The following is a 13,246-nucleotide window of genomic DNA, read 5'->3' as shown; positions in this document are numbered from 1 at the left end:
TACTGCTCCTGTTAGATAATTTTGCTATTGGTACTAAGGTCTGTCAGCTATACCTGTTCTTCCAACACCCATCAAGTTTTCTAAATAAAAAAGGGGAGATCTTTTCAGATCTCCCCTTTTTTATGATTGCCTTACAATTAGTAGCTCCACAGGCTGTATTCGTACTCGATCAACGCTTCAAGCGCTTCCTGAGCAGCTAATAGTCCTTTCTTACCACCACCGTAGATATCACCCAGTGCTCTGTCGTTCGGGTTAGATATTTTGGTGATGTAAGAGCTAAACAGCCACAGATCAAAAGCATCAGCCAGGTTCTTGTGCTGTGCATCGTTCTGTGCGTTGTACCAGATAGCAGTTTCAGGATTGTTTCTGAAAACCTTTACCAGATCACTCATTTTAAAGCTACCTACTGTTTGCTCAAAACCAAGTGGGTTAAGCGTAGATGGCACTTTAATGCTGATCGTCTGTATATCGTGGTACATACGAGAACGCTTCTTGTCGAACACTACGTTCTCTTTCAGCTCCAGCAAGTATAGCTGCTTTGCAAAGTACTCGTTGCTTACAGGACCAGTCTCTTGGGTAGCAGTTGTGCCCAGGGCAGCTCCCCATGCGTCATCGTCTTCCTCTTCCTGACCGAAACCAGCTGCGATTTCTTCCTCTGTTAACCCACCGCCCATATCTTTGGCAGTCATGTTAGCCAGGAATTCCTCTCTGGTAAGTGGTACATTTACAGAATCTGTCTTATAGGCCACCAACTCTCCGCTTTTTACAGCGTCGATCAAAACTTTGGTGATCTCTCTGTTTTCAGAAAACAAAGGTCTGTTTTGCTTTTCGCGCAAGTCGATCTTACGCCAAACCGTTTTCTTAAACAACACATCAGACTCCGGAATAGGTCTTGCTGATGGATTACTGGACTGCGTGGTAGACACTTGCTGTGCTACTGCTCCGTAAGAGAGCATCATACCAGCTGCTACACCTATTACTTTGATAAGTTTCATACTCCTTGTAAGCTTCTAATCTTAATTAGTTAAGTGGGATAGTGAAGATACCGTCGCCTGTTGGTTTCGCGTCTACAGGATTGCCCTGATAGTTCAGACGCTTCACTTCCATTACTTCGATCGTAACACGGTCACCTTTGGCAGCTTTAGAGGCAAAACGGCTCAGGTCACCTGTTGGGCTAGAGAACTCAGCCTGATCAACTGGGTTAGAACCTCTTACCAGGAATGCTCTCCACTTCGTTACTCTATAACGTGCTTCCTGTGGCAAAAATTGCTTAAAGCCTTCGTCAGCGATCGCCTGTATTTCTACTGCTCTGATGCCTTGTGCTGGCAAACCTCTCTTCTGGTCTACTGGTCTTCCGTTCACTACAGTCTGCAGTGATGGTCTTGGCACTGGACGAACTTTGAAAGTTTCTGTACCAATGGCGTTACCACCGCTGCTCACGTTAAGCTTCACTTCAGTAGTAGTTGGGATTACTGTTACCTGACCTTTCTTAGCACCTTTGATGGCAGAGCCACCCGCTGCTGAGAAACTAGGATCGTAAACCGCACCAAGTGCTGGTACCTGTACGTTCAGTTCGTTAGCACAACCCAGGTATAAGGCCTGCACTGCTGCAGATTGTACCTGAATTACTGGCTTCGCTACGATGTACTCTTCTGTTACGTCCAGTACTTCCTGCTCACCATTCTTGTCAATGATAACCTGACCTTTCCAAGTCTGCTTTGAGTTACCATCAGCATCGTAGTTAGAGGCAGCGGCCGTGAATTCAATCTGACCTTTACCGTCTACTACATTAATCGGCTTACCCTGGAACGTCATCTTTGGCGTGATCGCATCAGAAGAAGCGGCGATAAACATGTCAGCTTTGTACTTAGTACCAGCAGCTACTGTCTTAGACTCAGCACGAGCCATCGCAAAGATTTTCTCGAACTTGATGATGTCAGCACCTACTTTTTGAGCAAGGTTCTGCAGGGCATCCGCCTCGTACTTCAAGATCTCTGCTTCTTTCTGAGAAAGTGTTGCAAGCGCAGCTACCAGTGGAGTAGCCTCGAAGTTCAACTGAGCAAAGTCTTTGTTACGCTGGCTACGGTCTTTTGCAGCCATTGGGTCAGTTTTGCCGTCACGTGCCAGGATGTCCGGCATGCTTGGGTTGTACTGCTTCATGAACTTTGCATAGTTGTTCAAACGCTGCTCTAGCTCGTAAGCGGCACCGTTCTTAGCACTTGCAGGTCCAATCATAGTCATAGCAACCTGATCTTCTGCACTAGGGTTTGAGTATCCGGTTTTCTCCTCGTTCTCTCCACCAGTTCTTTCGATCAGTGTCGCGCGCAGACCACGGATATACTCTACCAGTTCACCTGTTTCTTTTCTAACAGCATTGGCGCTCTCGAGTACAGTTTTGTCTTTGTCTCGGTTACCACCTTCGCTGACCTTGGATTTAATATTCGTTACAACTCCGCTATTGTCAGTCTGCGTTTTATTGTTGACGTCCATAAGACTCTCATCAATAAACTGAAACTTTAACAGGATAGCAGAGTTCACTTGCAGGGCGAGAAGTGCGGTCAGTACCAGGTACATCATACCGATCATCTTCTGCCGTGGTGTCTCTTTTCCTCCAGCCATTTTCTACTTAGTTACTGTTGTTTTCTTGTTGATTTAGGAAATGATGCGCAATTAGCCTTTCATAGCTGTCAGCATGTTACCGTACACTGTGTTCAGTGAGTGTAGGTTATGCGTCAGTTTAGAAACCTCTTGCTTGAACTGCTCAGTGTCTTTGCTGGCATCGGTCAGGTTTTCCATGGCCATGCTCAGGTTACCGTAGAACTTGTTCATTGCTTTCAGGTGGTTGTTAGCATCCTGAAGCTCCATTTCGTAAACAGCATTTAAAGCACCTAAGTTTCTTGTCATGCTCTGTACTTGCGTATGATACTCCTGCGCATCATTAGTAGCAACAGCCATTTTAGACAGTGCATCCGCTGTTGTAGCATAAGCTTCAGTAATGCGACCCAGTTGGTCACCGGCAGCTTTCACGCGTACACCGTACTCGTTAGTAGCAGCAGTAGCCTGGCTCAGGTCAGCCATTTGAGCAGCTGTCTCGCTCAGTCTGTTCAGACCAAGACCCAGTGAATTGATTGTAGCAGGCGTAATGTCTGCTTCACGCATCATTTTGTCAAGCTCCTTTGTTGCAGAAGGACCATTGTTTGAAGCTGTGGTTGGGATAAGCGCCTCACCAGCGTAGTCATCAGCCAGTTGTGGGTATACTCTTGCCCAGTCTGGATCGTGTGGCTGTGGTTGGAATGCACTCAGGGCAAAGATTACGGCCTCTGTACCAAGACCTACAATCAGCATGATGTCGGCACCTGGCCAGTGCTGAATTTTAAACAATGCTCCGATAATTACGACTGCGGCACCAAGACCATACACTTTGGGCATCAACACGTCGTACAAGAAACTGCGACCTCTAGCTTTGCTCATTTTGTTTTCAAAAATTAAATGTGAACGATTGGGTATTAAATTGTTTAGTTTTTAACTGTAAAGAACACTTCTATTGACTATCTGAACTCTCTTCCTGAAGAACGTCCCAGGTAGATCATCGCGTTACGGAAACCGATATACGATCTGGCTGAGTCCTGATATTCGAAGTTACGGGTGCCAGTTTCAAGGAAGTATGCAATATCTTTCCAAGAGCCGCCTCTTACTACTTTGCGAGGCTCGTTATCATCATAGTAAACCGGGTTCAAGTCCCAGGTAATCGGAACAGTAGCATCAGCGTAGGCATCTTCGCACCACTCCGCTACGTTACCGGCCATGTCATACAGACCAAAGTCGTTCGGGAAGAACTGAGCTACAGGAGCTGTATAGGTAAAGCCATCGCTGTAGTAATCACCACGACCTGGCTTAAAGTTAGCTAGCAAACAGCCTTTGGCATTGCGCAGGTATGGACCACCCCAAGGGTAAGTTGCCATATCGCGACCGCCTCTGGCAGCGTATTCCCACTCAGCCTCAGATGGCAGACGGAATTTCGGCATTGGGGCCATTCCGTTATCAGCGTTGGCCTGGTTCTTATGCTTCGTTCTCCAATCAGAGAAATACTTGGCAGCAAACCAGTTCACACCTACCACCGGATATTCATCAAATGCAGGGTGAGAAAAATAGTATTCCATCAAGGGGTCACCCATGTGGTAAGTGAAGTCACGCACCCAAACAGTTGTGTCCGGATACAGGCTTGTCATCACAAAGTCTTCGCCCAGAATATCGATCGAGTCATTGACCATTACTTCAATGAACTGACGGTATTCGTTGTTCGTAATCTCGGTTTCGTCCATATAGAAGCCGCCTATTGTTACCTGCTTGTTCAGGTTCGCCATAGTTGCCGCTATATCCTGATCAGCCTGGCCCATATGGAAGGTTCCGCCCGGGCAGGCAACCATGCCGTAAGGTACAGCTTGTGGATTGTAGTCTGGTCGATCCTCTGCGCCTACTAGGTCGCCTTGCGGTCCTCTTCTTAACCCACAACTCGCAAGCAGTACCACCGCCAAAGCGAAGGAAGACAGCTTTAATAGTTTGTTCATGATGACTTTGGAAAAAGTAAATTTTTTAGCAATTATTTATGCACACTATTTCTGGTGTAGCAAATATATTGAGAATTAGAAATAAAACAAAAACAATTAAATTTCTCACTATTAATAATTTTTTAACGGTACTATATCAAGATTTATTGTACCATATTAAAATTATTTAACTGTATTTTTTCAAGAATACAGCTTTTCAGTGATAAATACAATATCATGAAAATTTATTTAGTGAAATTATAGCGAGGGGTTCGCACTGGCGGCCTGAACCGAACAACAGGCTCAGGTAATCGATAGGAAACCATCACTTCATGTGATGTTGGGGCTTTGGCCACTTTATTAAATGTTGTGAGATCTAATGCATATCCTACCCGCAGCGCGTTATCCTGTAACATCGCTATACCCACAAGCGCACTAACAGCTTCCTGATGCCGAAAATTCAATCCGCCCCAATATTTTTCATCAAATGTTATGCGGGCGCCTGCATCAAACGAAAATGTCTCTGTATCATGCTTTAAGAGGGCTGTAGGAGTAAGTACCAGCTGGTTGGTAAGCGGCAAATGGTAGCCTCCTGTCAGGTAGATATGGTTTTCGCCTACTACGCGGCCGCCTCCTGTGTTATCAACGTCCATAAACTGGTAGCTGGAGCGCAGCAGATTGGTGACGCCAGCGCCTGCGTAGAAGCGTTCTGACTCATACCAAAGGCCGCCTCCCATGTCAAATTTGGAATCGGAGCTGTTGAATGGGATGTTCGGGTCGCCTTCGTCAATGAACCGGTAGCTGCCTTTTCTTATATTATTTATATTACCCTGCACACCTATACCCAACTTGCCTTCGCCCACATTCAGGTGGAAGGAGTAGGAGATGGCGGCTTGCTGGATGCGGGTGTTTGCGATCTGATCTTGAACGAGTGTGAGACCTACGCCGCCCTTCAAAAGCCGCACCGGGGTATGGGCGGTCAGGAGCAATGTGCGCGGCGAACCGCCATCATCGAAGGAGGCGTCGTAATTCAGCCACTGGTAGCGGTAGATCGATTGTATTTCAGGGCGGTTGGTTATACCTGCGTAAGCCGGACTGATATACATGCCGTTGAATCCGTAATGGGTAAACTGAGGCTGCTGCTGAGCCCAGGAGTTCAGGTGGCAGATAAACAGCAACAAAACGGCAGGTATAATCTTTTTCATAGAATGTTGCAGCTAAGCATGCGTTAACTGGACGTTAAAGAGCCAGAGTTGAACCAAATATATATATTAAACAGTAAAACGCAAAAGCAAGCAGATGGTTGATTCTACTTGCTTTTGCGTTTTACTGTTTTAATCCTGCCTGTTTAAAAGCCTGATTTATTTCTTTTGGTTCTGGATGTACACCTCGATCGCTCCCGTCATGGATGGTGCGTTCGGCATTGGTGCCTCAATGTCAAGCTCCAGACCGGCATCGCGCACTGCCTTGGCCGTGGTTGGCCCAAAAGCTGCTATGCGGGTATTGTTCTGCTTAAAGTCAGGGAAGTTGATAAACAGCGAGCTGATGCCTGAAGGACTAAAGAAGGCGATGCAATCATAGGTCACATCGTCCAGATCCGACAGGTCGGCTGCTACTGTCTTGTAGATAACCGCCTCTGTGTGCTTGATCTTATTTGTTTTCAGGAAGCCCGGGATATCGTCTTTGCGTATGTTAGAGCAAGGGTACAGGAACTTCTCGTTCTTGTGCTTCTTGATCACCTCAAAGAGATCCTTGGCCGTTTTCTCGCCTACAAACAACTTACGCTTGCGCAGAGTGATGTATTTCTGCAGGTAGTAGGCCGTCTGGTCAGAGATACAGAAGTACTTCATATCTGCCGGCATTTCGATCTTGCTCTCCTGGCAAATTCTGAAAAAGTGGTCTACTGCGTTGCGGCTGGTGAAAATTACAGCCGTGTGCGACAGAATGTCCACCTTATCCTTGCGAAACTCTTTGTAGGAAACAGGCTCTACCTCAATAAACGCCCTGAAATCAACCTTGATGCCGTACTTTTCTGCTATCGAGAGATAAGGAGAGTTGTCGGTAGTAGGCTGTGGTTGCGTTACGAGTATACTCTTGATCGGAATACTGTGTCTTTCAGGATTTGCCCAAGCCTTTTCTTTACTTTCAGCCATAGAGTATGGAAGTCTGTTTTTATAATTTAAGCCGTACACTGAAGCCCTCAATTTGTGTTTTTAAAAGTTAAACACGATAAACTTCAGCATGATGGCCAACGGAATCACTTCTGTGGCGCAAAGGTAAGAAAATAAATGCAAATTTATCACAGAAGTCTGCTTATTTACTGTCACAAACACACGAATAATCGTGATTACCAGCAACAAGAGTACCGCCATACTCGAAACCGTGAGCACGGTGTCAGGAGCCACTTGGTTAAGCGAAAGGTATAGCAGCATGACCACCGGTAGAAAAAGGCCCAAAAACAACAGAGAACGCAGAAACTCACTGAATTGAACCTGCACAATCTGCTCCAACCCAAAAATATAACCCATCACTTTCAGGAAAAGGTACTTTAGCAGGATGACAGCGAAAATTAGGAAGGTATAGAACAGGATTTTGGTCGTGATATCGGACTCAGACACCGGAAAAAGACGGTTAAAGATGCGCACATGCTGCACATTGGTATGAATAGCCGCTATTAGCAACGCCATGGACATCGAAAAAGCAACAATAAACAACACTCCTGACCAGGTACCAAGCGGCTTGGTCAGAATCCCTTCATCCAGAGACCTTGTGCGCCAGAAGGATTGCACCCCGAATACGGCTTGGAAGTCAGAAGGGAAAGTAGTTTTAAGGCTACCGTACAGCAAGCCGATCAGCAGCATGAAAATGATAAATGCATTCTGATTGACATACTCCCGCAGCCGCACCGAGAAGCTCCCCTGCATTGTTTCGTTATCGTTTCGCTCTGCCTGCACCCGGTTGCGGAACGACCCTACATTGGGGTGCTGCGACGGATGCCACACTGACAAAAGATAGCGGCCATTCACAGGCTTCACCCGCTTGTTCCACGTGGCCAGGTCAAAGGTATAGTTGGAAGTGGAATCCGCCGTGAAGATCAACTGGTTGTTCAAAAACAGACACAGGTCCTTTTGGGCAGTAAATTCTATCACAAATGGCTTAGAGGGCGCCATGGTCACCCACTGGTGCACCGCACTGTATCCGCCATGCAGAGTGGTGGCATAGGGCACCAGGTCACTGGATCCGGCATCGTATACCTGCCAGTTCCCGTTCAGGGTGTTCTTCTGCTCCAGCGGCAGCACCTGCGCCTGCAATGGCCAGGTCAGCGCCATTAACAGCAGCACAAGCCCGAAGCTATATCTTATGCGGTTTGTGAAATACACGGTCTGGGTGAAAAAATTGGAGAAGCTATACCTTAAGAATGCAGCACACCCTGCATTTGTAGCATGCTGATGTCAATCAGGTGCTCGTCGGTAATGGAATCGGGCACGAACACAAAGCGCTTGTCATAGATCTTGCCGTCGATGTAGTAGCTTACCCAATACTCGTTGTTGAGCTTGAACACGGACGGGTCGATCACCTCCACCTGTACAAAGCTCTTGGCCTCTACACGCTCAAACATGTGTCGCAGCACGGAAGTCTTTACTTCTTCGTCTTCTATAGTGCCATAGCCTTTGGATGTGACAAACACATTTTCGAGTGCCACACTGTTGTTGTTGATCAGGTACACGTTCCAGGTGCGCTCTTCTGGCAACTCGCCTGTGAAAGCAATGGCCACAGCCACACCCTGAACCGGAGTAAAATCAATATCTTTCTTCATTTAATCTTTTGTAATGCCTGCCTCGAACAGAGTAGCCAGGTGGCCCAGTAGCTTTTCCTCTACCTCTGCCATCGGCAATTCGCGGCCCAGCTCTTTTGCCAGCGACGTTACCTGCTTGTCAGTAATACCGCAAGGTACGATGTTATTAAAATAATCTAAATCGGTGTTGATGTTAAAAGCGAAACCGTGCATGGTTACCCATCGGCTGCACTTCACACCCATGGCGCAGATCTTGCGCGGATTCTTCTGCTCCACATGGTCCAGCCACACGCCGGTGAGGCCAGGTATACGGCCCGCTTCTATCCCGTAATCCTTCAAAGTCAGGATAATCGCCTCTTCCAAGAAGCGCAGGTATTTGTGAATATCGGTAAAGAAGTTGTCGAGGTCCAGAATAGGATAGCCCACGATCTGCCCCGGGCCATGGTAAGTAATATCGCCGCCACGGTTGATCTTATAGAAAGTAGCACCTTTCGCCTTCAGCCCTTCTTCATTTATAAGCAAATTGGACTCGTGCCCGCTCTTGCCCAAGGTATAGACATGCGGATGTGAGCAGAAAAGCAGATAGTTAGGCGTTACCTCCTGCGCTTCGGGAGCGGCCGTGCGGTTACGGGCCTTCATCTCCAGTATACCTGTAAAGAGCTTATCCTGGTAGTCCCAGGCCTCTTTGTAGTCAATCAGCCCCAGGTGCTCAAATTGTATGGTTTTGTTCTGTGACACGTCTTTTCTCCCTTCTTTCAAGGTATAGCTCAAAGCCAAATATGATGCTGGCGGGTACGCTATACCTCTAGTTTTAGACAAAGATACGGCCGTCTGGGGGTATACGCAAACGGCAACTTGGGCAGTACCTGTAAAACCACCTGCCGCTATTATAAGTTTAAAGCTCTTATGACGACCCCGCAAGCACCTCATCTCTCTACCGGGGCCAACGGCGAAGACCTGGCCTGTGACCTGCTGCACCAGAAAGGCTATCGCATCCTGCAGCGCAACCTACGTATGGGCAAAGCCGAGATTGACATCATTGCCCGCCAAAACGATACATTGGTGTTTGTAGAAGTGAAAACCCGGACGAATGATGATTTTGGTTATCCGGAGGAGTTTGTGAACCGGCGAAAGCAGCGGATGATTCTCAACGCAGCTGACTCATACATCTTAAAAACAGGCTGGCAGGAAGACATTCGCTTCGATATCATTGCGATCACGATGAGCAACCCGCCGGAGCTGTTCCACATTGAAGATGCCTTTCACTAACGCGCTGAAGCCCGCTTGTCCAGCTTATCTTTCTCAAATATAAGTGTGCCATGGCGATCGTATTGCTTGACCAGGTATGGCTCTGACTGCGGTTCGTAAGGCGTTTTGGGGTACTGGTACTCGTATTGGCGGCGGGCTCTAAAATCGAAGTGCTTCACCCAGAGGCCTACTTTGCGCCCCTTCTGGTACTGCCCCATCCATTCCAGCTGACCATTTTCGTAGAAGCGGTAATAAGTCCCCTGCACCTCACCATAGGCATAAGGAATCACTTCTTTTATCTTCTTAGTTCCTTCGTAGTATTTCACCACGGCATCACGCAGGAAGCCTTTCTCAAAGTGCTCTTTTGCTAATAATATACCGTCACGGTTGTAGCGCTCCCAGCGCAGGTGCTTGGTACCTGCATAAAAGTAGCCCTCTTCCACGACTTCACCGCCCTGCTCTTTTTTGTAAGGTCCGTGGAGTACTTTGTGCTGCTCAGGATTTAATTCGCCGCGTGTCTTGTAGAGTTTTCGTCGCTTGGTATCGTAGTAGTATTTTTCGGGTGCATAAGGGTCTGGCTGCTGAAACTCAACCAAGTAGCTGAAAGACTCGACCACCTCCCGGTCGCCACGTCCACCTGACTTCACAAAGCCACGAGCTACTCTATCGCCCATAAAATAGCGTTTGTCAGCTTTCTTCTTGCGCTTTTTGGGTTGCTTTTCCTCTTCGTTTGCCAGGGAATCGCCTATCTGCACAGAAGGCCTGGCGGTATCGGCCAGAGCGATGGCTTCGGCTTTGGCACTCTGCTTCAGGGCGGCACGGCTCAGGTTATAGTCGCTGTTATAGGCCTTTGGCTTACAGCCTGCAAGCCCCACAATCAGCAAAAAACCAAGCCAGACAAGATGAAGAAGGTGCTTCATGGTATAAGTTTGAATCAAAGCGCTTTGAATGGTGAGTTGACAGAACCTTATCTAAGCAACGTAAATATGCTTAAAAATCATATACCGGCCAACTCGCCAATGAGTTTAGCCCCTATAACTTTTCGCCGGGCGGCTTAGTTCACAAATTAAGCTACTACAAAACAAAAGCGGCGCCCAGTTGGGTGCCGCTTTTATACTGTTAAGTGTAATTATGAAAAGGTAATCTTACTCTTTGTCGATCAGGTCCACGCTGCGTTTCACGAAGGCAGTCAGGGCCGAGCCGGAAAGCATGTTCTGAGACAGCAGGGCCAGGTCAAAGGCCTGACGGGCAATGCGCTCCTTGTTGTCGTCCTTCGCTTTCAGGATGCGCTGGTTGATGCTGTGGTTCGCGTTGATGGTCACGTTGTAAGTATCTGGCATGTTACCCATGAACATCATACCGCCCCCGCCGCTCTTGCTCATATCCTTCATGCGGCGCATGAACTCTGGCAAGGTAATGATCACCGGTGCATCATCTGTAGCCATCGGTGCTACTTCTACCTGCATGTTCTGGTTGTTGATAGCCGTTTCGTAGATCTTCTTCAGGTCTTCCTTCTCAGTATCGCTCAGCACGCTATCATTCGCTTCGTCTTTCTCAATCAGCTTGCCGATTGTCTCAGAGTCTACACGCTTGAGCGAGGTTTTCTCCAGCTTCTGCTCCAACATACCGATAAAGTGACTGTCGATGATGGAGTCCAGCTTGAGTACGTCGTAGCTACGGTTCTGAGCGGCTTCTACAAAGGCGTGCTGCTTGTCGGAATCAGTGGTATAGAGCATCACCAGCTGGCCATTCTTGTCGGTCTGGTTTGCCTGCGTAAGGGCTTTGTACTCTTCCAGGGTATAGTACTTGCCTTCGGTGTTCTGGAGCAGCACAAAGTCCTTGGCTTTCTCATAGAACTTATCGTCGCTCAGCATGCCGTACTTGATGAATACGTTGATGTCGTCCCAGTTCTTCTCAAAGGTCTCGCGATCTTTCTTGAAGATCTCGTTCAGCTTGTCGGCTACCTTCTTCGTGATGTAAGTGTTGATCTTCTTCACGTTGGAGTCGGCCTGCAGGAAAGAGCGGCTCACGTTCAGCGGAATGTCCGGCGAGTCGATCACACCGTGCAGCAGCATCAGAAACTCCGGCACTACGTCTTTTACCTCGTCGGTAATGAACACCTGCTTGGAGTAAAGCTGAATCTTGTTGCGCTGAATCTCAAAATCGTTCTTCAGTTTCGGGAAGTAAAGGATACCGGTCAGGTTAAACGGATAGTCCACGTTCAGATGAATCCAGAACAGTGGCGCCTCCGAGAACGGGTATAGCTCCTTGTAGAAGTTCTTGTAGTCCTCGTCTGTCAGTTCCGATGGTTGTTTTGTCCAGATCGGATTTGGGTTGTTGATGATCTCACCCTCAAACTCCACCGGTACCGGCAGGAACTTGCAGTATTTATCGAGAATGGTACGAATGCGGGCTGTCTCCAAGAATTCTTCTGAATCGGAAGCCACATTTAGGATCACGTTTGTACCGCGGTCTTCTTTGTGTGCTGGGGCAATGGCAAACTCGGTACTACCGTCGCAGGTCCAGTGTGCTGACTCAGTTTCGTCTTTGTAAGACTTGGTAACGATCTCTACACGGTCGGCCACCATAAAGGCGGAGTAGAAGCCCAGACCGAACTGACCGATAATCTGGTTCTGCTCGCCGGCGTCTTTGTAGCGCTCCACAAACTCGGTAGCGCCTGAGAAGGCGATCTGGTTGATGTACTTCTTGATCTCCTCTGCCGTCATACCGATACCGTTGTCGGAGATAGTGATGGTGCGGGCGTCTTTGTCCACTTTCACGACTACTTTCAGCTCGCCCAGGTCGCCTTTGTACTCGCCGATGGCGGACAAGCGCTTCATTTTTTGGGTGGCGTCCACGGCATTACTCACCAGCTCACGCAGAAATATCTCGTGGTCAGAGTAAAGGAACTTCTTGATGATCGGGAAAATGTTTTCGGTGTGAATCGAAATATTACCTCTTTCTTCCATGTGCTATACTTTTAAAATCTATATTTTAATAAGTGATGTCTTCTGAATCGGTGCCTTTAAAAAAGGAAACCGGTATTCCTGCTCAAGCGCTTTCAAATCCTGTTCCACAGAAAACTTCGCCGCTCAATTGTGACATGATGGCAGAAAACTGGCTCTGTGCGACTATTTCGGGTATAGCCTTGGGCTGTTTTGGCATATTTTTAGTGATAGCCCAGGCATAACTTAACTAGCAGCGCATTTGTGCGTACATGCAACATTGGCAAAAAAGTCCTATCTTTGTTTTAAAGCCATGCTTTAGGTGTACCGTTTCACGACATATATCGCCCTCTTTCTGTTGCTGCTGTTCACGCGCGCCATGGTGCCGGATCAGTTGCTGCTTAGCCTGCACAGCCATGCCCACACCGAGCATGCGCATCCAGGCGACCAGAAAAATGCGCATGTTGAGAAAAAGCACAGCCACTGTCCGGTAGAAGATCTATTTGGGGCGCCTTACCAGAGCGCTGCCATCGTCTATACCTTCAGGGCTCCTATTATGCTGCCGGAGTATACAGCTCGGTATACCCACCATTCGGCTTTTGATTCTTTTGCCCGCCTCAAACTTCGCGGCCCGCCCGCACTTGGCTAAACCTTCCGCTCTCTTTCCAGTCTTACGGCATGTCGCCTCTCCCGACATCTGTTTTCAGACT

The 13,246-nt window shown here is 47.8% G+C and carries 13 protein-coding genes; 2 read left to right on the top strand and 11 right to left on the bottom strand.

Translation table 11 applies throughout. The features are described from left to right. Positions 1-137 precede the first annotated feature (137 nt). The 9 genes from gldN to lipB form a co-directional block, all read right to left on the bottom strand. Positions 138-995 carry a gliding motility protein GldN gene (gldN, locus tag I0P70_RS09260; RefSeq protein WP_007658785.1) on the bottom strand — a complete coding sequence of 286 codons (858 nt, stop codon included), beginning with the start codon at positions 993-995 and terminating at the stop codon, positions 138-140. 25 nt (positions 996-1,020) lie between these two features. Further along, positions 1,021-2,619 (bottom strand): gliding motility protein GldM, encoded by a 1,599-nt coding sequence (gene gldM, locus I0P70_RS09255; RefSeq protein WP_196116955.1) that lies wholly within the window; start codon positions 2,617-2,619, stop codon positions 1,021-1,023. Positions 2,620-2,670: 51 nt separating this feature from the next. Then, positions 2,671-3,471: a gliding motility protein GldL gene (gldL, locus tag I0P70_RS09250; protein WP_196116953.1), complete on the bottom strand. Its 801-nt coding sequence runs from the start codon at positions 3,469-3,471 to the stop codon at positions 2,671-2,673. Between the two features lie 77 nt (positions 3,472-3,548). After that, positions 3,549-4,568 (bottom strand): SUMF1/EgtB/PvdO family nonheme iron enzyme, encoded by a 1,020-nt coding sequence (locus I0P70_RS09245; RefSeq protein WP_007658788.1) that lies wholly within the window; start codon positions 4,566-4,568, stop codon positions 3,549-3,551. A 224-nt stretch (positions 4,569-4,792) separates the two neighbouring features. After that, the gene (locus I0P70_RS09240; RefSeq protein ID WP_196116950.1) at positions 4,793-5,752 is read right to left on the bottom strand and encodes a type IX secretion system membrane protein PorP/SprF; all 960 of its coding nucleotides are present in this window, start codon (positions 5,750-5,752) and stop codon (positions 4,793-4,795) included. Between the two features lie 156 nt (positions 5,753-5,908). Then, entirely contained in the window at positions 5,909-6,700 is a 792-nt protein-coding gene (locus I0P70_RS09235) for a uroporphyrinogen-III synthase (RefSeq protein WP_007656327.1), read from the bottom strand. Between the two features lie 60 nt (positions 6,701-6,760). Next, the gene (locus tag I0P70_RS09230) at positions 6,761-7,888 is read right to left on the bottom strand and encodes a DUF4271 domain-containing protein (RefSeq protein ID WP_370583194.1); all 1,128 of its coding nucleotides are present in this window, start codon (positions 7,886-7,888) and stop codon (positions 6,761-6,763) included. Between the two features lie 71 nt (positions 7,889-7,959). Then, the gene (locus tag I0P70_RS09225) at positions 7,960-8,364 is read right to left on the bottom strand and encodes a hypothetical protein (protein ID WP_196116949.1); all 405 of its coding nucleotides are present in this window, start codon (positions 8,362-8,364) and stop codon (positions 7,960-7,962) included. Beyond that, a complete protein-coding gene (gene lipB / locus I0P70_RS09220) occupies positions 8,365-9,102 on the bottom strand; it encodes a lipoyl(octanoyl) transferase LipB (RefSeq protein ID WP_230392087.1) in 738 nt (245 codons plus the stop codon). Between the two features lie 147 nt (positions 9,103-9,249). Here lipB and I0P70_RS09215 point away from each other — a divergent pair, with 147 nt between their 5' ends. After that, the gene (locus I0P70_RS09215) at positions 9,250-9,612 is read left to right on the top strand and encodes a YraN family protein (RefSeq protein ID WP_196116947.1); all 363 of its coding nucleotides are present in this window, start codon (positions 9,250-9,252) and stop codon (positions 9,610-9,612) included. On the opposite strand, the gene I0P70_RS09210 is transcribed toward I0P70_RS09215, so the two are convergent. Next, positions 9,609-10,511 carry a toxin-antitoxin system YwqK family antitoxin gene (locus I0P70_RS09210; RefSeq protein ID WP_196116945.1) on the bottom strand — a complete coding sequence of 301 codons (903 nt, stop codon included), beginning with the start codon at positions 10,509-10,511 and terminating at the stop codon, positions 9,609-9,611. The two genes, I0P70_RS09215 and I0P70_RS09210, sit on opposite strands and share 4 nt — an antisense overlap. Before the next feature lie 225 nt (positions 10,512-10,736). After that, a complete protein-coding gene (htpG, locus tag I0P70_RS09205; RefSeq protein ID WP_196116943.1) occupies positions 10,737-12,560 on the bottom strand; it encodes a molecular chaperone HtpG in 1,824 nt (607 codons plus the stop codon). Positions 12,561-12,858: 298 nt separating this feature from the next. On the opposite strand from htpG, the gene I0P70_RS09200 reads away from it, so the two are divergent. After that, entirely contained in the window at positions 12,859-13,185 is a 327-nt protein-coding gene (locus I0P70_RS09200; protein WP_196116941.1) for a hypothetical protein, read from the top strand. Positions 13,186-13,246: the final 61 nt, after the last annotated feature.

The organism is Pontibacter sp. FD36 (assembly GCF_015686655.1).
GTDB lineage: Bacteria > Bacteroidota > Bacteroidia > Cytophagales > Hymenobacteraceae > Pontibacter.
The sequence above is the reverse complement of the archived record's forward strand: the minus strand, read 5'-3'. Positions and strand labels throughout refer to the sequence as shown.